The 18,477-nt window shown below is 65.6% G+C and carries 17 protein-coding genes and 2 pseudogenes; 4 read left to right on the top strand and 15 right to left on the bottom strand.

Annotation, left to right across the window (positions count from 1 at the left end; genetic code table 11):
• Nucleotides 1–25: 25 nt before the first annotated feature.
• The 5 genes and pseudogenes from JQT59_RS16485 to JQT59_RS16465 all read right to left on the bottom strand — a co-directional run bounded on the left by JQT59_RS16485 (nt 26) and on the right by JQT59_RS16465 (nt 4,460).
• Nucleotides 26–997: an AMP-binding protein gene (locus JQT59_RS16485; protein WP_249354488.1), complete on the bottom strand. Its 972-nt coding sequence runs from the start codon at nt 995–997 to the stop codon at nt 26–28.
• Entirely contained in the window at nt 994–1,209 is a 216-nt protein-coding gene (locus JQT59_RS16480) for a hypothetical protein (RefSeq protein ID WP_213576997.1), read from the bottom strand. Before JQT59_RS16480 ends, JQT59_RS16485 begins: the two co-directional genes overlap by 4 nt.
• Nucleotides 1,206–2,038: pseudogene (locus tag JQT59_RS16475) on the bottom strand (SDR family NAD(P)-dependent oxidoreductase). The gene JQT59_RS16480 and the pseudogene JQT59_RS16475 overlap by 4 nt, the downstream one beginning before the upstream one ends.
• Nucleotides 2,035–2,976 carry an alpha/beta hydrolase fold domain-containing protein gene (locus JQT59_RS16470; RefSeq protein WP_213576996.1) on the bottom strand — a complete coding sequence of 314 codons (942 nt, stop codon included), beginning with the start codon at nt 2,974–2,976 and terminating at the stop codon, nt 2,035–2,037. Before JQT59_RS16470 ends, JQT59_RS16475 begins: the two are co-directional and overlap by 4 nt.
• Nucleotides 2,973–4,460 (bottom strand): flavin-containing monooxygenase, encoded by a 1,488-nt coding sequence (locus tag JQT59_RS16465; protein ID WP_213576995.1) that lies wholly within the window; start codon nt 4,458–4,460, stop codon nt 2,973–2,975. Before JQT59_RS16465 ends, JQT59_RS16470 begins: the two co-directional genes overlap by 4 nt.
• A 131-nt stretch (nt 4,461–4,591) precedes the next feature.
• On the opposite strand from JQT59_RS16465, the gene JQT59_RS16460 reads away from it, so the two are divergent.
• Nucleotides 4,592–5,632 carry an AraC family transcriptional regulator gene (locus tag JQT59_RS16460; RefSeq protein ID WP_213576994.1) on the top strand — a complete coding sequence of 347 codons (1,041 nt, stop codon included), beginning with the start codon at nt 4,592–4,594 and terminating at the stop codon, nt 5,630–5,632.
• Between the two features lie 156 nt (nt 5,633–5,788).
• On the opposite strand, the pseudogene JQT59_RS16455 reads toward JQT59_RS16460, so the two are convergent.
• The 5 genes and pseudogenes from JQT59_RS16455 to JQT59_RS16435 all read right to left on the bottom strand — a co-directional run.
• A pseudogene (locus JQT59_RS16455) lies at nt 5,789–6,130 on the bottom strand (Lsr2 dimerization domain-containing protein); the annotation flags it as partial.
• Between the two features lie 198 nt (nt 6,131–6,328).
• Complete coding sequence (locus JQT59_RS16450; protein WP_213576993.1) at nt 6,329–6,898, bottom strand: dihydrofolate reductase family protein; 570 nt, start codon at nt 6,896–6,898, stop codon at nt 6,329–6,331.
• Between the two features lie 163 nt (nt 6,899–7,061).
• Complete coding sequence (locus JQT59_RS16445) at nt 7,062–8,246, bottom strand: hemerythrin domain-containing protein (protein ID WP_213576992.1); 1,185 nt, start codon at nt 8,244–8,246, stop codon at nt 7,062–7,064.
• A gap of 30 nt (nt 8,247–8,276) precedes the next feature.
• Complete coding sequence (locus JQT59_RS16440; protein WP_213576991.1) at nt 8,277–8,936, bottom strand: TetR/AcrR family transcriptional regulator; 660 nt, start codon at nt 8,934–8,936, stop codon at nt 8,277–8,279.
• Nucleotides 8,937–9,037: 101 nt separating this feature from the next.
• On the bottom strand, nt 9,038–9,964 hold the full coding sequence (locus JQT59_RS16435; protein ID WP_213576990.1) for a LysR family transcriptional regulator: 927 nt from the start codon (nt 9,962–9,964) through the stop codon (nt 9,038–9,040).
• Between the two features lie 139 nt (nt 9,965–10,103).
• Between JQT59_RS16435 and JQT59_RS16430 the strand changes: the two genes are divergently transcribed.
• Together JQT59_RS16430 and JQT59_RS16425 are read left to right on the top strand one after the other, a co-directional pair.
• Complete coding sequence (locus JQT59_RS16430) at nt 10,104–11,489, top strand: SLC13 family permease (RefSeq protein WP_213576989.1); 1,386 nt, start codon at nt 10,104–10,106, stop codon at nt 11,487–11,489.
• A 100-nt stretch (nt 11,490–11,589) separates the two neighbouring features.
• Nucleotides 11,590–12,726, top strand: a complete 1,137-nt coding sequence (locus tag JQT59_RS16425; RefSeq protein ID WP_249354481.1) for a PrpF domain-containing protein — start codon at nt 11,590–11,592, stop codon at nt 12,724–12,726.
• Between the two features lie 228 nt (nt 12,727–12,954).
• Here JQT59_RS16425 and JQT59_RS16420 read toward each other — a convergent pair whose 3' ends face one another.
• The 4 genes from JQT59_RS16420 to JQT59_RS16405 all read right to left on the bottom strand — a co-directional run bounded on the left by JQT59_RS16420 (nt 12,955) and on the right by JQT59_RS16405 (nt 16,516).
• On the bottom strand, nt 12,955–13,845 hold the full coding sequence (locus tag JQT59_RS16420; protein WP_213576988.1) for an alpha/beta fold hydrolase: 891 nt from the start codon (nt 13,843–13,845) through the stop codon (nt 12,955–12,957).
• A 74-nt stretch (nt 13,846–13,919) separates the two neighbouring features.
• Nucleotides 13,920–14,660, bottom strand: a complete 741-nt coding sequence (locus JQT59_RS16415; protein WP_213576987.1) for an SDR family oxidoreductase — start codon at nt 14,658–14,660, stop codon at nt 13,920–13,922.
• Between the two features lie 159 nt (nt 14,661–14,819).
• Nucleotides 14,820–15,836, bottom strand: a complete 1,017-nt coding sequence (locus JQT59_RS16410) for a MerR family transcriptional regulator (protein WP_213576986.1) — start codon at nt 15,834–15,836, stop codon at nt 14,820–14,822.
• 14 nt (nt 15,837–15,850) lie between these two features.
• Entirely contained in the window at nt 15,851–16,516 is a 666-nt protein-coding gene (locus JQT59_RS16405; RefSeq protein ID WP_213576985.1) for a HEAT repeat domain-containing protein, read from the bottom strand.
• 205 nt (nt 16,517–16,721) lie between these two features.
• Between JQT59_RS16405 and JQT59_RS16400 the strand changes: the two genes are divergently transcribed.
• A complete protein-coding gene (locus tag JQT59_RS16400; RefSeq protein ID WP_213576984.1) occupies nt 16,722–17,366 on the top strand; it encodes a dihydrofolate reductase family protein in 645 nt (214 codons plus the stop codon).
• Here the strand turns inward: JQT59_RS16400 and JQT59_RS16395 are convergent, their stop codons facing one another.
• Nucleotides 17,367–18,452 (bottom strand): helix-turn-helix transcriptional regulator, encoded by a 1,086-nt coding sequence (locus JQT59_RS16395; protein WP_213576983.1) that lies wholly within the window; start codon nt 18,450–18,452, stop codon nt 17,367–17,369.
• Between the last annotated feature and the right edge of the window lie 25 nt (nt 18,453–18,477).

The following is an 18,477-nucleotide window of genomic DNA, read 5'->3' as shown; positions in this document are numbered from 1 at the left end:
GGACTCTATGGTGGTCAGCAAATGACTACAGCAGAAACCTTGTTGGCCGGCCCACGTGGGCGTCGGATGCTGCTCGCCTACGCGAGGGACGCCGATGACCGCAGCCTCGGTTATCTGTGGATTCTCGTAGAGCACTTCTTCGATGTCGCGCGGGTGTTGAACTCGCCTCTCGAAAAATCATGTCGGCCTTCTCTGCGACCGGCATGTCGGTACCCGAACCGATGTGCGGGTCCAGACGCGGCCCGGGCAAGACCAAGCTCGCACCGGCGAGGGCCGCGGCATACGGCAGGCCCCAGGCGTTCGCGTGGAACATCGGGACGACCGGGAGGATCGTGTCGCGTGCCGAGACCGCGAGTTGGTCGGGCAGTGCCGCGACGAGGGAATGGAGCACCAGTGCCCGGTGGGTGTAGGTGACACCCTTCGGCCGGCCGGTGGTGCCCGACGTGTAACACATTGCCGCTGCCCGGTGTTCGCCGAGAGCGGGCCACTGCACCGGTTTGCTGTCCGCGATGAGCGTGTCGTAGTCGAGCATTCCGGCCGGGACGTCGCCGGTGTGCGTGACGACGATGATGTGGGCGAAATTGTGCCCGGCTCCGAAGGTGTCGAACACCTCCAGCAGCGACTCATCGACGACGATGACCGTGTCCTGCGCGTCATCGATGATGAAGGCGAGCTCGTCGGGGAACAGTCGGGGGTTCAGCGTGTGGATGACCGCACCCATGGCCGGGACCGCGAAGTACAGCTCGAGGTGTTCGCTCTGATTCCACAGCAGGGTGGCCACCCGGTCTCCCCCGCGGACGCCGAGTGCGGCCAGCGCACCGGCAAGCCGCCGAGCCCGACCGGCGCAGGCTCCGAGGGTCGTGCGGGTGATCGTGCCCGAGGGGCGAAGTGACACGACCTCGCGGTCGGTGTGAAACCGCTCGGCCCGCTCGACGATGCTCGTCAGGGTGAGCGGATAGTCGTCCATGCTGGTGCCGGTGAGAATCTGTCCGGTCACGATGTTCCCGCCTGACGGATCGAGGACCGGCTCGCCTGCGCGGGGTGGTGTGTGGCGAGATCACCAAGCTCGTCCAGTCCGGCCCGCAGGGCGTCGAGGACGGGCCACGGGTGGCCGTGCTGGGCGTGGTCGTTCTCCAGTGCCGAGAATCGGGCGTGGATGCTGCTCAGTTGGTGCCTGGAACAATCGCAAGTGGTGGTGGCATCGCTCATTTCTTCATCCAGGGCATGAAGGTCGCAAATCCGGTGGCGATGACCCGCTGATACGACGACCCGATGATGCGGGCCAGTACGTCGAGGGCCTTCGCCTCCCAGCCGATCACCACCCGGGCACTGCCCTTGTGGACGCCGTCGAGGATCGTCTTCGCGGCCATTTCCGGGGTGTGCAGGGCGAGCCTCTTGTCGAAGAACTGGGCGAAGGTCTGCGCGTCCTCGCCGTCGGCGACTGTGGCGTTGCGAGCGACTGCGGTCTTGATGCCGCCGGGATGCACGCAGGTCACCCCGACAGGGTGCTTGGCGATCAGCATCTCCTGACGCAGCGACTCGGTGAAGCCGCGCACGGCGAACTTCGCCGCGTTGTAGGCACTTTGGCCGGGCACCGCGATCAGCCCGAACAGGCTCGAGATGTTGACGACGTGTCCGTCGCCGGACGCGATCAGATGCGGCAGAAAGGCTTTGGTCCCGTTGACGACGCCCAGAAGTCGACGTCCATGATCTTCTCGATGTCCTTGAACTCGGACTTCTCGACGGTGCCGTTGTAGGCGATGCCGGCGTTGTTGTAGATCTGGTGGACCGTGCCGAAGTGTGCGACGACGTCGTCGGCGTAGGCCAGCACGGCTTCGCGTTCGGCGACGTCGAGTCGGTCGGACTTGACCTGCGCGCCGAGGGCTTTGGTTTGGCGGACGGTGTCGGCGAGTCCGACGGTGTCGACGTCGGAGAGGGCGAGCTTGGCGCCCCGCTCCGCGAGATCGAGGGCGAGGGCCCGGCCGATGCCGGATCCCGCTCCGGTGATGACGGCGACTTTGCCTTCGAATGTACTCATGCGGATGCAACCTTTGCTGTGTCGGGGTGAATCGGGTCGGAATCGGTGGTCAGGATGTGCTGGCGCAGTGCCGCACCGAGGTCGGTGACCGCCTCGCGTGCCTCGGCGAGGATGCTGACCTGCAGGTGGAAGTCGTGCCACAGGTCGTCGAACCGGCGGTGGCGGAGGATGCCCGCGGCGGCGGCGACGGCTGCTTCGATCTTGTCGGCGTCGACGCAGATCGGATCGTCGCCGGCGGTGTGCATGACCATCGGCGGCAGACCCGTCATGTCGCCGTACACCGGGGAAATCCCAGGCGATCTCGGATCGTGGTCCCCGGCATAGCGCGGGGCCCAGTCGGCTGTCATTGACGGGAGGATCAGGGGATCACGCCGCACCGGTCGCGCCCGGTCGACGTCGATGGCGAGGTCGGCCCACGGGCTGATCAGGCCGAGCGCGGCCGGAGCGGCGATTCCGCGATCGCGCAGTGCCGTCGCGAGCGCCAGTGTCAGTCCGCCGCCCGCGGAGTCACCCGCGATCACGGTGGTGCCGGGGTCGAGGCCGTCGTCGAGCAGCCGGGAGTAGACCGCGACCATCTCCTCGAGCGCAACCGGGTAACGCGCTTCCGGTGAGCGGGAGTAGTCGGGGATCACCGCGGTCGTCCCGGCGGCTGCGGCTAGGTGTGCGACGAGGCCGCGGTACCCCTTCGCGCTGCCGAGGGCGTACCCGCCGCCGTGGAGGTAGATCAGCGTCCCCCCGGTGGTGTGCGGCGGCCGCACCCGCACGACGGGGACGCCGGCGATCGTGTCGCGCTCGAACCGTGTGCCCCGCGGTGGGCGTGCGGCGCCGGTCACCATCTCGACCATCAGGCGCTTCCCCCCGACGGGCACGCGAGGTGATGCAAACAGCGGCCGGGAGCTGCGAAGGCCGGCGCGAATGACACGCTTGTCGATGTTCATGATGCGTGGACGGCTTCGTGTGCTCGTGCCGGTGCTCCGAATTCCAGCAGGCCGTCCTGGATAGGGTCTTCAAGAAGCATCGTGGAATCCTTCTCGTAATCCATGAGGACCTTCCACGGGTCCTTGGACCCCTGGCGAGGCATGACATTCTTGCCGCGCTGCACGTAGCCGGACTGCAGCTGGTCGAGCATGCCGACATCGAGCGCGGAGTTCTCGACGTCGCGGGGCGTTGCGACGGTGTGGCCACCCACGTCCATGTGCCGCAGCAGCCGGCACAGATAGGCACCCGCGATGTCGGACTTCAGAGTCCAGGACGCGTTGGTGTACCCGAAGACCCAGGCCAGGTTCGGAATGTTCTCGACGAGCACACCTTTGTAGGTCATCTGCTCGTGTAGCTCCCGCGCCTCGCCGTCCACGGACAGCGTCATTCCGCCGAGCATCTGGAGGTTCAGGCCGGTCGCGGTGACAATGATGTCCGCCTCCAATTCCCGTCCGGACTTCAGCACGATGCCGGTTTCGGTGAAGGTGTCGATGTGATCGGTGACGATCGAGGCCTCACCGGAGGCCAGGACCTTGAAGAGGTTGCCGTTCGGCACGGCGCACAACCGTTCGTCCCACGGCATGTAGTTCGGGGTGAAGTGGCTCATGTCGAAGCCGGGGCCGACGCTGCGCCGCACCTGCCAGAGCAGCAATCGGCGCATCTGAGCGGGCCAGCGGCGGCACGCTCGGTAGAGTCCGCGTTGGACGGCGATGTTGCGTGTGCGCGCGAACGAGTACACCCACTTTTCCGGGAGGAATCGCCCCAGGACCTGGGAGATCTTGTCGAGGGCGGGGATCGAGAAGATGTACGACGGGGAGCGCTGCAGCATGGTCACGTGCTCGGCGTCGCCGGCCATTGACGGGACCAAGGTGACAGCGGTGGCGCCGCTGCCGATCACGACGACCTTCTTGCCCGTGTAGTCGAGGTCTTCCGGCCAGTGCTGAGGGTGGACGCACCGACCTTGGAATCGGTCAGCGCCGGGGAACGCGGGCAGATGGCCGGCGTCGTAGTCGTAGTAGCCAGTGCAGCTGACCAGGTAGCCGCAGGTGTAGATGCGTCTCTCACCGGTCGCCTCGTGCAGGGCGGTCACGGTCCAGCGGCCCTGGGCCGTCGACCAGTCCGCCCCGACAATCTTCACTCCGTAATGGATCTTGTCCTCGATGCCGTACTCGCGTGCTGTGTCGGCGATGTACTCGCGGATCGAGGCGCCGTCCGCGAGCACCTTCGTGTCGTGCCAGGGGCGGAACTTGTACCCGAAGGTGTACATGTCGGAGTCGGAGCGAATGCCGGGGTACCGGAACAGATCCCAGGTGCCGCCCAGCCGTTCGCGGCGCTCGAGCACGGCGATGGTCTTGTTGGGGAACTCGGCCGTCACCTGGCATGCCGTTCCGATGCCGGACAGGCCGGCACCGATGATCAAGACGTCGAAATGGTTCGTGTTCATGGCTTCCTCGGGCTTGTGTCTGCTGGAACCGCAGAACGTCGTAGAACTAGGATGCGCGTGAGACATGTCACAGGTCTTGACACTTTCGGACACTGTTTTAGCATTTTCCGACATGGGAGGGAGTTGGTCCGATGGGCAGTTTGATCCGGGCCACGAACCTCTGGGGGTACGGCGACCTGGTGCGGGAGCTCGGTGCCGACCCGGCGCCGTTCCTCGCACGCTTCCACATCCCACCGGGGATCGAAGACCAGGAGGACGCGTTCGTCTCCTTCGAACCGTTCGTGCGCATGCTCGAGGCCTCCGCCGCCGAATTGGGTTGTACAGACTTCGGGCTTCGCCTCTCACGCTGGCAGGGTCTGGACATCCTCGGACCGATCGCGGTGATCGCGCGCAACGCCCAGACACTGCTGGGTGGGTTGGAGGCGATCGCCCGCTACCTGTACGTCCATTCCCCGGCCTTGAAACTGACGGTCACCCAGCGCACCGCGGAGACCGATCTGCAGTTCACCTTCGAGGTGACCGAACCGGGACTGGCCGATGTGCCCCAGGGATACGAGCTGAGCATGGCCAACGGCGTCCGCATGATTCGACTTCTCGGCGGGCCGCAGGCACGGCCCCGGGCGATCTCGTTCATGCACGACCAACTGGGCTCGGACACTGCGTACGACGAAGCGCTGGGTTGCCCCGTGCTCTTCGGGCAAACCTGGTGCGGGTTCGAGCTACCCCTGGATCTGGCCAGCAAGCGCATCGACAGCGCGGATCCGGAGACCCGGCGCATCGCCACGAAATACCTGGAGGCGCATTTCCCACCGAGCTCCGCGGCGCTGTCCGAACGCGTGGCAGAACTTGCCCGTCGCCTGCTGCCCACCGGTCACTGCAGCGCCGAGGTCATCGCCGACGAACTGTCGATGCATCCGCGCACGCTACAACGACGCCTGGCTGAGGAGGGAGTGCGATGCCAGGATCTCATCGAACGGGAGCGTCGCGACCAGGCGGCGAGATACCTCGCCGAACCGAGGTTTCATCTCAGCCAGATCGCCGGCCTGCTCGGCTACACCGAACAAAGCACCCTCAACCGGTCGTGTCGACGCTGGTTCGGCAAGACGCCGAGGCAGTACCGAGCGGACCTCCCCGGATCGCAGAGTAACGCCGGGTTTTACCACCCAGCGTGACCGGTCGCCTATCCGCTTTCGGAACGAGGCCGACCTCCGCCGGCGTGTGCTGGGACGCCACTTCGTCCCGGTGCAGGTTCGCATATCGGAGCACCGGATGACGATGGGCTACTACCTCAGTGCGCGGGGCCGCCTCCCCCGGAGACCGGTAGTCACCTACGCCGACAGCCACAACCCGAATGCTTCGGCCGTAGCCGCCTGCACAGTCGTCCCACGGGCGGCTACTTCGATCTTCATCTGCTGCAGCAAGTCTGGGTCCAAGCGGGCAGCGAATTGCACAAGCGTCGTAGCATCCGCAGACGTTGGAGCGGACTTGGATGAAGTCTTCGGCACGAGCGACCGGGTGGCATGCTCGATGAAGTAGCCGACCTGTTTGTGGAACTCGCGGGCGTGCTCGTCCTTCAGGTCGATCTCGTACTCGACACCGTTAACCGCGAAGGTGATCTTCTCACCTTCTTCGCCGAACACTGTCCAGTCGATATCGTCGACGAGTTCTAACGTCCCCGGGAACTACTAGCTAGCCCAGTGCGCGACAGCCTAGGGCATGGGCACGGCCGGTTCCTGTGCAGCGTCTCAAAATGCCACCGGCAGTGAGACGCTCCAGCCATGTAGGGTCTCGCGGCTGACGTCGTAATCTCACGGGCCGCGTCGTACCAGTACGACATCACCGTGAGACTAGCGTTTGGGTGGTGCTGCTCAGCGCCTCGTCTCGTACCTGGTCACGACCACGCCGCCGGGAAATGTCCGCGTCTCCACAAGGTTCAGGTTCACCCAGCTGTCCAGCGCGGTGAAGAACGGCGTGCCGCCGCCCACCAGGACTGGATAGGCGGCGATCGCGTACTCGTCGATCAGCCCGGCGCGCATGGCCGACCCGGCGAGCGTAGCGCCGCCGATGTTCATGGGGCCGCCGTCCTCGGCCTTGAGCCGGGTGATCTCGGCGATCGCGTCGCCGGTGACCAGGCGGGTGTTCCAGTCGACCTGTCTGTCGATCGTCGAGGAGAACACCACCTTCGGCGTGTCCCGCCAGTTCCGCGCGAACTCGATCTCCGCCGGGGTGGCGTTGGGCTGTTGGTCGCCGGTCGGCCAGTAGGAGCTCATCGTCTCCCACAGCTTGCGCCCATACAGCGACAGGCCACTCGCCTGCTCGTGGTCGAGCCACCATTGGAACAGTTCGTCGCTCGGCGGTCCGCCCCAACTTATGTCGTCGCCGGCCGCAGCGATGTAGCCGTCCAGGGTCAAATTCATGCCGTAGATCAGTTTCCGCATGGCACAGCCTTTCCGTCCGTGGGTGCCCGGCGTATAGACCGGCGCGGCGCGAGAAACTCATCGGTGCGCGATCTGGGCTCGCCGGTAGTCCTCGTGCTCGCTGCTCAGCGTGGTGGACGCGGCCGACTCTTGCAAGCCGCCTGATCTCGACCGTCCGGAGTGCCTACGCCGTTCTGGGCAGGGTCGTGCCGGCATGCGCCTGCGTCCGCAGCGCCTCGAGATTCTGTCGAATCTGGGGTCGCATGTCTCGATGCTGCGGGAGCAGACGTAAATAGAGCGCGAGCAGTGGGCGGTACGGCAGTCGGTCGATCCGATACGAATGCGTCACCTGCGTTCCGTCGCCGTCCGCTATGAAGGTGTAGGTCCAGGTTGTCGAGTCGTGGTACAGCGGGTTGCGACGCTCCGAGACCGTATGGAACTCGAACGTCCTACCCGGGTCGGCGACGGTCACCTCGCACAGCCGCGACCAGCGCAGATGATGTGCGCGGTTGTGCCCCCGGAATCGGGCGCCCACGGATCCCGGTGACCGTCCCGGCAACCATGCGCAGCGTCGGCACTCGGGGCTGCGTTCGTCGATGCGCGTGACGTCGGCGACCGCGTCATACAGCTGTCGGGCCGGGGCGTCGATCCACAGCTCCACCGACCCCTCGGTGCGAGGTGGCCGGTGGAGACGGGGGCTGACGTCGAGATGAGGAGCGCCCCATCGGGCGGCGCACGCCCGCCGATAGGGTCGCGCGAACGTGTGGAGCAAGATGAACCGAGTGACGGGACCGACTTTACGGACGGCGACGTCGTAATCCTCGCGATCGACACCGTCGACGATCCAGTGAGCTTCGGTTCCCAACTCCCGCTTGGTTTTCGAGGCGATGAAGACGCGCTGCTCCACCTCGTCCCATTGCCGACCGGTCAGGGTCCGGGCGACGACCGGCATCATCTCGTCCTCTTCACGCTGCAGATGCGGCAGGAGAACGTGCTCCAGAACGGTAAGGGAATGTAGAAGGTCCTGCCGGGCAGCGGAATCGGCACGATATTCGATTGCCGCGGCGGTGACCCGCTCGATCTCTGGGCCGATCCGAGCATGGTCGGCGTCCATCACGTCGAGGAGTGCTCCGGCGGCCGGGTTCAACTGACGGACGAGTGGCCATAGGGCATCGTCCTCGCCGCTGTGGTGCAGGTGAAGGAAATGCATCATCCACACGAGGTGGTCGGCGAGGGCGACCCGCTGGGCTGATGTGGGCGCAGGGGCAGCGCCCAGCACCTGTATCGCGCGAGCAAGATCGCGGCGTAGCGCGTTGTGCACGATGCGCATGATCCGGGTGTCGGCGTGGGGCAGAGTGTCGGTTGTCATGACGGACTCCAGATAAAGGCGCACGAGAATTCAGCTCGGGCGGTTGAGGATTTCTGCGATGCGGTCGATCAGCCACGACTCGTATCGGACGCGAGTCCAGCCGCATTCTTGTACGAACAGGGCATACACCTGGTCGCTGGTCTGGACGCACAGTTCGTCGACCTGACCGGGGTCGGGCTGACGGCCCATGATCATATTTGCGACGTCGGCAGCCGAGCGCCTGCGCTGCCCTTCCAGGTCGACGGACACCGCTGCCAGCGTGGTATCGACCGTCGCACCCTGGCGGACTGCCCCGGCCAGGCGGTAGATGCGCTCGTTGATCGAGGCGATCATGCGCGCAGCGATCTCGATGCGGTCGCCACCCGTGCGCCCCGCACCGATTGCCGTGTAGACGGGCCGGTCGGCCAACGGCACCTGCGCGTCATCGCCGACAATGGCGACCTCGAGCGCCGCCTTCAACAGGTAGGCCTTGGAACCGAACGTCGTGTAGACGGTTTCGACGGACACCGTCGCGGCCTGCGCGACATCCCTGATGCCGGTGCCTGCCCAGCCGTGCTCGGCGAACAACCGCGCGGCGGCCTCCAGTACGGCCGCTCGAGTTTGAGCTGCCTGCATCCGACGCAGCGGAGAACGATACCGGCGGGATTCGGACCCGCTTGGCGCCGCCGAATCACGACCGACCGTGGCCATACCTCAGCCTAGAACGGGCAAGTTTTCGATACAAGAGCGTTCAGGTGATTTCGGTGCTGCCTTCACGCCCGGACCTTCGGCACGTGCACCTCCTCCCGCCGTCAGACGGACGGCGCGGTGGCCATGCGGTCGGCGGCGCCGCGTAGTGCGCGTGAGATCGCGTACATGGCGGGGGTGTACTGGCGGCGGGCGAGAGAGGCGATGTAGATGACGCGCGTCGGCACGCGGTCCTGCTTACGAAACGTCACCGTCCGGACGTCCGGCCGGTGGTAGGCCACGGCGAGCCTCGGAACCATGGCGATTCCGACGCCGGCGGCGACCATCGCTTCGATCTCCTGGTAGTCGTGGGCTTCGTAGACGACGTCGGGTTCGAATCCGGCTGCGCGGCAACTACGGAGAAGAACCTCCCCTGCCGGATGGTCGTTGCTTCGGATGATCCAGCGAGCATCGCGAAGATCCGGTAGCGCGATCTCGTCGTCGCTTTGATGATCGATGGGAAGCAGCAGGACGGTCTCGTCCTCCATCAACGATTCAAGCGACAGCGACCGCTCGGCTTCCTCAGTCCACGAGTAGCTCCACAGCAATGCCAGATCCACCTCGCTCGAGTGCAGCATGTCGAGAAGCTGCGGGCGTACCGCCGAACGCACCCGCACGTCGACTTCAGGCCACCGTGAGTGGTACTCCTTCAGCGCGTCAGAGAGCAGCGACGCGCTGACAGTAGGGAAAGAACCGAGCCGCACCGACCCGCGCTGCAGGCCCCGGATCGCTTCGAGATCGCCGCTCGCGGCGCGCATCTCGCGTCGGAACAGGCGTGCGCGGCTGGTCAGGACTTCACCGGCCTCGGTGAGCTGGACCCCACGGGGCAGCCGGGTGAGCACCGGCTGCTTGATGCTGTGTTCGAGCTTGGCGATGCGCTGCGACGCAGCCGAAGGGGTCATCCGAGCGCGCTCGGCACCGGCAGTCAACGAACCCGCTTCCGCAATGTCGAGCAACAGGAACAGCGTGACGACGTCGAATGAGTGCTGCACTCGACCTCCCGACTTCAGTTGAGCTAAAGGGACCAGTAGCGAAACGGTATTGCACTTAAGCTGGTGCCGTCAATAGTGTGATGTGGACGACGTTCAAGCGCTGAATGTGACCTTCTGCCCACGCCTGGAAAGCTCTCTTATGACCTCCATCGAGATCCTCCCACTCATCGCGCTCGTTGCGATGTTCGCGATCGCCACCTTCTTTCCGATCAACATCGGCATTCTCGGCTTCATCGGCGCTTTCGTCGTCGGCTATTTCGCACTCGGGTACGACGACAAGGAAATTCTTACCGCGTTTCCGAGTTCGATCGTGCTCACCATCGTCGGAGTGACCTACTTCTTCGGCATGGCCAAGCGCAACGGCACCATCGACCTGCTGGTCAACAGCTGCATACGTGCGGTGAACGGACGGGTCACGGTCGTTCCCTGGGTGTTCTTCTTCACCGCATCCGTGCTCACCGCACTGGGAACGTTCAGTCCCGCCGCCGTCGCTCTGATCATCCCTGCCGCGATGGCGTTCGCCGCCCGCACTCACATGAGCCCGCTGGTCATGGGCATCATGGTCATCAATGGGGCCCACGCCGGCGCCTTCTCGCCGATCTCCGTCTCCGGTGTCCTGGTCCGAGACATCGTCGAGTCGAACGGTCTCTCCATCGCCCCGTGGACGTTGTTCTTCTCCAGTTACGGCATCAACCTGCTGCTCTCGGTGCTGACGGTGGTCGGCTACGCCGCGCTCGCCCGCACCCGAGGACTGGAGTTCTCCGCGACCGGATCGACTGATGTAGCGCCCCTCGGCGGTTCACGTGACGGCGCGCCGCACCGGACCATACTGCCCACGGGCGGCGGCGGCAGCAGCTCCGGAGCGCCAGGCACGCGGGTACTCACGCGACCGGTCTCGACCACCCTCATCGATGCACCCGCACCCGTTACCCGCGCCCAAAAGCTGACGCTGTTCCTCATTGGCGCCCTGCTGGTGCTGGTCCTGGTCCTGCATCTGCCGATCAGCTTCATAGCCATCGCGGCGGGAGCTGTCCTGGCGTTCACCGATCTGAAGAAGCAGAACGACGCGATCGCGGACATCAGCTGGTCGACGGTCCTCCTCGTGGCGGGCATGGTCACCTACATCTCCATCCTGCAAGAGGTGGGCACCATCGACCACCTGGCAGAGATGGCCATCACCATCGGCGCACCGCTCATCGTCGCGCTCGTGCTCTGCTACGTCATCGGCGTCACCTCCGCCTTCGCATCCTCCACCGCACTGCTCGCCGCAGTGATTCCGCTCGCCATGCCGCTGCTGGGAACGGGAGCGCTCCCAGTGGTCGGTGTCGTCGCCGCTCTCGCCATCTCCGCCACCGTCGTCGACGTGTCCCCGTTCTCGACGAACGGCGCCCTCGTTCTAGCCAATGCCCAGAACATCGAGCGGCCGCGCTTCTACCGTCAGCTGCTGCTCAACGCAGGCATCATCGTCGCCATCGCCCCGGCGCTGTGCTGGCTGATCCTGGTCGTCGTGCCGGCACTGCTCTAACTCTTAAGCCGCACTGAACGACCACGACAGATTTCTCCATTGTGCTTGATCCTCGCGGACCACAGCCTGGAAGCACAGACACGATCGAAAGGTCCACCCGATGTTCACTCTCCGAGGCACCTGGATGCGAGGCGGGACCAGCAAGTGCTGGCTCTTCAACGCCGTCGACATCGACCCCTACGTCGCCGGCGCCGGCGGACTCGACAACATCCTCACGGCCGCTTTCGGGTCCGGCGATCCGAGGCAGCTCGACGGCGTCGGAGGCGGTAGCTCCACCACATCCAAGGCCGCCATCGTGCGGCGATCCACCGTGCCGGACATCGACGTCGACTACCTGTTCGCTCAGGTGGCGATCGACGACCGGACGGTCGAATGGGGCAGCAACTGTGGCAACTGTGCCACCGCGATCGGCCTCTACGCAGTGCAAGCCGGGTTGGTCGCCATCGACGACACCCTCACGATCGTGCGCATGCGGAATCAGAACACCGGAGCCGTACTGCGGGCAGAGATCGCCACGCCGGGTGGCCACGTCCCCACCGAGGGAAGCGCCTCGGTCCCGGGCACGCCCGCACTCGGCGTGCCGGTGGGTCTGACGTTCACCGGGTTGGACGCCGATCGCACCACCCTGCTGCCGACCGGCCAGGCCGTCAACCGAATCGAGCTCGGCAGCAACATGTATCGAGGAACATTCGTCCGGGCCGGCGCTCCCGCCGCGCTGTTCGACGCGACGGACCTCGGGCTCACCGGCGCAGAGGACAACGCCACCATCGCCGACCGGCTTCCCACGCTCATCGCCCTTCGCCGCGAGGCTGCACTCCTGATGGGACTCGCACGGCCCACCGATCCGATAACCCACGCCATCCCGAAAGTGGGAATTGTCGGACCACCCACGGACTACCGCACCGCAACGGGAAGTCTGGTGCGCGCCGAGGACTACGACGTGTCGGTACGCATGATGTCGATGATGGCGCCCCATCCCGCGATCGGTCTCACCTCTGCTGTCGCAGTGGCGGCAGCCGTCACCGTGTCGGGCGGGACCGTCGCCACCAACGCCCGAATCGGCTGGCCGGGTTCGCTCCGTATCGGCACCGCTGCAGGCGTTCTCGACGTCGACTACACCCTCGACCCTCACGGAATCCTGCAGACGGTGACCCTGCATCGAGCCGTACGACGAATTGCAACCGCAGATCTCTTCGTGGCAATCTCGGCTTCCGCGCTCGTGGGTGCGGGAGCCTGAAGGGAAACGGTTCACGCTCGTCCGGACCTCCTCGGGATGCGTGCCAACGTCGAGAGCGAATCAGACTGCGTCTCGAGTCCGACTCCGATAACGCACACCCGGCGACCACCGTGCTGACCAAGAGAACCGGGGGCATGATCCCTGCGCGCCCTCAGCCCGCCGCACCAGCCATTGGTGTTCTACCACACCCGGGGCGACGCCCGAGAAGTCCTGGCCTGACAGGGAGCGTCAGTTTTCCACGGGTGCAAGGTCACTCGCTACCAGCGCGAGAATGTCGTTCGCGTGGCTGACGGCGATGAAATGACCACCACCACTGATCGGGTGCCAGACGGCGCCCGGGGTCTTGTCCGCTACCGTCTTGTTGATGATCTCCGGCACCAGGGTGTCGGCGCTTCCCTGCCAGAAGTGCACGGGGCGAGACACTGTCGTCATGTCGAACGGCCAGGCCTGGTAGAGCATCGTGGCATCGGCGACGAGTCCGTCCGCGCCATGCCGAAAGCACTCGCGCCCTGCCCTCAGAAACGCGTCGAGGACCTTTTCGTCAGCCAACACCTCCCGATCCGCGGTGCACGCCGACTGCGTGATCGCCTTCGCGTAGCGATCCGCGAAATGGGTGGCACTGATACCGAGGACGTCGTACATGAGTGTGAAACCGGGATGGAAGTGAAGCGCCAGGCGGCCGCCCAGCGCGTCGACGCTACTGAGGTACTTCGCGGCCCAGTTCGATCCGAACGTTCCGTAATTGCCCCCGGCGATGCACACGACATTGACCAGCCGTGCGGGATCCAGATATGCGGCGGCCGCGAGGGCCCACGGTCCACCCTCGGACCAGCCGGTTACTGCGAATCGGTGTGCGCCGAAGGAGTCGGCCAACAGCTGGAGGTCATCGGTCCAGCCTTCGAAGGTGCGGCCCCGCTGAAGATCTGACCCGCCCATGCCCGGCCGGTCCGCGCATACGAATCTCAGTCCATTGGCCTTCGCATACGGATCGAACAGTTCGGCCTCCAGTCGGCTCGAGGGTCCCCCGTGGTTGTGCAGCACGAGTGGTCCGCCCGGGTCACCGGCTTCGAGATACGTGATGGTCCGGTCGCCGACCCGGATACTTCCCTCTCGCGTCACGTGGACTCCTCACCGTGTTGGCCGGAACCCGAACCCGGGTTGGCGGCGTCGAAACCGCAGTTCCCTCGCAGACTTCAGCGACGCTGCTGAAGCCAGTCCCGATAGTGCGTGGGCGCCAGACGAGCGTCTGAACCCGCTGTGAGCACGTCTCCGGTAACTGCGCCGAACAAGCCGGCGTTCTCGTCGAGAGTCACGGTCCGGGCATCGCCCTGCGCCGCCAACGTGATTCTGCCGAGTTCGTCGAGAGGAAAAACCTCCGGACCGGCAATGTCTCGGATACCTCCCAGTGGTGTACCGGTGGAGACTTCGACGAGCGCATCGACCACCTCCGCAGCGGCAATCGGCTGGAGTGGGGTGGAGGGCAGCCGCACTGTGTCACCGTCGGAGGTCCAGGACAAGACGGCGTCGACGAACTCGAAGAACTGGGTGGCACGAAGAATGGAGTACGGTGTCGGCCCGTGCCGGAGCAGGTTCTCCTGGAGGGTCTTTGCCCGGTAGTAATCCAACTGGGGCACTTGATCGACACCGACGATCGAGAGGACCACCTGATGCCGGACACCGGCACGTTCCCCGGCCGCCAGCAGGTTACTCATGGAGGCGCGGAAGAAGTCCAGGGACGCCTCATCGAAGGTCGGAGAGTTCGAGGCATCGATCACCACATCTGCACCCGCGAGTGCGCTGTCCAGACCCTGACCCGAGATCAGGTCGACGCCGGTCGACTGCGATGCGGGAATGGCCTCGTGACCGGCTTCGTTCAGCTTGCGGACCACCTGCGATCCGATCAACCCGGTACCACCGATGACTGCAAGCTTCATCGTCTCACCTTTCACGGCCGTCGCCGACGGTCGGCGCCGAGATGCCGGAGGCCTCTGCCCATTGTCCTCGCTCGGCAACGCGCTGTGAACCGCTATCGCCGGGTTCGTTCGTATCTCGACATCATCGGACGACGGGGACTTTGACCGGATGCGCCTTCATTATCGGAGCGGGCTTCGACCCCGGTCCTGCGCGCTCACGATCGCTGCCGCGGTGGACGCGATCGTCCGGTCGCCGTCGTCGGTGAGCCTGCCGAGTGCCGTCCGTGCCGCCGTGCCGGGAATCTCCGCGAGGGCCTGTGTGATTCGCAACCGGGTGGGCGCATCGTCGGCGTGGTCGAGCTCGCGCTGCAGGGCCTCGACGATATCTTCCGCCGGACATGCAATGGTCGTCAGCAGGCCCAGGACTTCGGCCGCCTCGACATCGCGCCGCCCGTCGACGACCATCTCGAGGAGGGCGGGTATCGAGTCGATGTTTCCACGAGAGCCGAGAGCCAGGGCGGCGTATCCGCGGATGCCGGCATCCGGATCATCGAGGGCTCGTCTCAGATGTACCGTTGCCTCCGCTGTGTGGACAGCCGCTATCGCGGCAGTCGCGCGACGCCGGACGTCGACCTCCTCCGCGTCGAGACCCTTGGCGAGATGCGCAAGTCCGTGACCGGCGACCCTCGCCAACGACCAGTGCAGCGCACCGGCCACATTGGGGTCTTCCTCCGCGAGGGCGGCCTCGACCAGCGCTTCGACGGGTAGCGATGCCTTCCCGCTCTGCGACAGGATCGCTTGTTGACGACGGGCCGCAGACTCCGATTCGAGTGCCCGCAGCAGGGCGACGATGCGCAGCACATCTTCCCACTCCGCCGGGGAGGCGGCGTCTACACGTTCGAGCTTCGCGAGCAGTTCCTCATCGGCAGCGATTCGCTGGCGGGTGTGCCGGATGAGGTCTCCCACCAGATCGGCCGGAGCGAAATCGGGCCCGTCCAATGCTCGTTTGACTTCGTTCAACGACAGCCCCAACGTCCTCAGGCTTTCGACGTGGAACAGCCGTCGGATGTCGTCGGCGGAGTATTCGCGGTAGCCGCCAGTGGTGCGGCCGGTGGGACTGACCAATCCCAACGTGTCGAAGTGACGCAGCATTCGCGTACTGACGCCGCACCGCCGAGAAACCTCGCCGATCAACATCCCCTCTCCTTCCGCTACGTGTCCGGGCCGGCGACCGCGACGCGCGTCGCCATCTCGAGTGCAAGGCTGAATCCGGTGTCGGGGTCGTGACAGAGCTGCTTCGTAGCACCGGCATGCGCACGAATCCGCGGATCGGGACTCGCCCCCGCGTCGTCGAGGACCGGTAGGACAGCGTCCCCGAGTCCGACCAGCGCACGGCTCAGACTGAGCTGCAGGTGCTGATCGCCCCGACCTAGTTCTGTCGCCAGATCGGCCGCGAGCGCGGCCTCCTCGCCCGGCGGCACGAGCACCACGGCCGCCCGCCACGCGCTGCGCGCGACCTCGTCGTGCTCGTCGTGCAGCAGTCCCGACACCCCTGGCCAGGCGAGCCGATCCCCGATCTTGGACAGGGTGTGCAGCGACTGACTACGGGCCTGCGCAGTGTCGGACCCGAGCTCTCGGACCAGTCTCGGCACTGTGAGCTCGCTGGGCAGGCGGCGCAAGGCCCAGGTCAGCATGTCGCGGACGAAGAAGTCCGGTTCGACCGCGCACCGAGCGACGAGAGCGTCCGCGAGCTGGGGGTCTGGGCGCGTGCCGGCAGCGAGCGCCGCCCGAAGCCGGCTCGACGGGCCGCCTGCTGCCAGAGTGTCGACGAGGTGAGCGTTCGGCCCACCGTGGTTGGTTGTGTTCACGACAACCACCTCCTTCGCCGACCATTGGAGTCCTTGTCACTGTGTCAGGGTCAAGCGTTGTCGTCAGGGTGGGCGTGGTTCAACTCGCAGATCCGGTTGCACGAGAGAAGTCGCCGGCATCTCTACTGTGAGGGGTGCGAGTTCCACCGATGAGTTTGTCCGGCTCGCGGAGTCCAACCATCATCACCCTCTTCGACAGTGCAGGAGAAACTGAATGGATCAGCTGCTGAGAGTCCAGAACTTCACGGTGTCTCGTGACGGGTTCGGCGCCGGTGAAAACCAGACCTTCGAGAGACCGTTCGGCCACGCCGACCCCGGTGAGATGTTCGCCTGGGCCGGCGCCACGGCGAGCTGGCCCATGCGGACCGACCCCGGTGGGAGCCGCGGACTCGACGACTACTTCACGCGGGATTTCGCCCGAAATATCGGCGCCGAGATCATGGGCCGCAACAAGTTCGGACCCCAACGCGGGCCGTGGGAGGACCACAGCTGGCGCGGCTGGTGGGGCGACGAACCTCCGTTCCATACCCCGGTATTCGTGATGACTCATCACGAGCGTCCGTCGTTCACCCTCTCCGACACCACATTCCACTTCGTCGGTGGTGACCCTGCCACGGTTCTCGAGCAAGCGCGTGACGCCGCGGGCGGCAAGGACGTCCGACTCGGCGGCGGGGCTACCACCATCCGGCAGTTCCTCGACGCCGATCTCGTGGACACGATGCATGTGGTGGTCTCTCCGGTGCAACTCGGGTCCGGCGTGCGCCTGTGGGACTCCCCCGATGAGCTGCTGGACCGGTTTCACCTCGAGGTTGTGCCGAGCCCCAGCGGTGTGGCACACCACCTGTTCTGGCGCAGGTGATCACTCTGCCCGACGCACCTGCGGGGAACCGGCGCCTGCCGGTTCCGTCGCAGGGCCGAATCGGAGCCGCGCGGCGAGTTCGGCGCGACTGCGAACTCCCGTCTTCGCATAGACGGATTTCAGGTGATCCTGCACGGTATTGGCAGTGATGGCACGACGCTGCGCGATGTCGGACGTGGCGTATCCCGCCACGACGTCGCTACAGATTTCGCGTTCTCGTGCGGTCAACCCATAGGCGGCGAGCAGCAGACCGGTGAGGTCGCTGCCACCGGCCGATTCGAAAGTGACCACGGTCTGCGGTTCGTCGCCACCGAGCATGGCGGTTGCTCGCACCAGAATCCAGCCGCCGTGTGCGTCACGGATGCGGGCCCGGAATACCCCGGAACTGCTGGACCGTGCACCGAATGTCGCGGCTCGTAGCACCACGGTCATCCGCCCGTGGGCGACTTCCTCGACGCGATCCCGCCAGGTTCGGGCCGCGGAGGTGAAGGAAAGGGGTTCGCCCGTGGCACTCGTCAACACCACTGCCGGCCCCTGATCGTCCGGTGGGTGGGTAGCCGGAGCGTGCACTGCCGCTGCCCGGGTCGCGGCCGCCAGCCCCGGCGCCACCAGCGCGAGGAACTCGAGATCGCGGTCGGAAAAATCTGGCCCCGATCGAACGAAGCCAGCTCCACCCCAGCAGGTTCCGTCCACTCGGAAGATGACCCGAACCTCGCGTGGGAGACCGAGGGGCCGCCACACGGAACTGTGCCGGAGACTGCGCGCCACCTCGTCGACGGGCAGGTCGGAGGCACGTGCGACTCCACGACCGGTACAGGCGAGATCGGCGAACGTCGCGGGATCACTTCCGCCGTATTCCGATTCGGCAAGCAGCGGCTCGTATTCCTGAGGAATTCGAGTGCGCCCGCTGGTCATCGAACTGATCGCGAGCGACTCCGGGTCGATCATCGCCCAACACGTCAGGTCACTGCACACCGTCTGCTCGACCAGCTCGATGGCGCGCTCGTGCACCTGCGTGACGCCGGCACCCGATGCCGCCAACGCCACCAATTCCCGGCGGATCCTGTCCGCTCGGATCTCGAGCATGCAGCCAAGTATGCGCTGCTCACAC

The sequence above is a fragment of the Rhodococcus sp. USK13 genome, from assembly GCF_018343855.1.
Lineage (GTDB): Bacteria > Actinomycetota > Actinomycetes > Mycobacteriales > Mycobacteriaceae > Rhodococcus_F > Rhodococcus_F oxybenzonivorans.
This window is presented reverse-complemented; position numbering and strand designations above follow the sequence as displayed.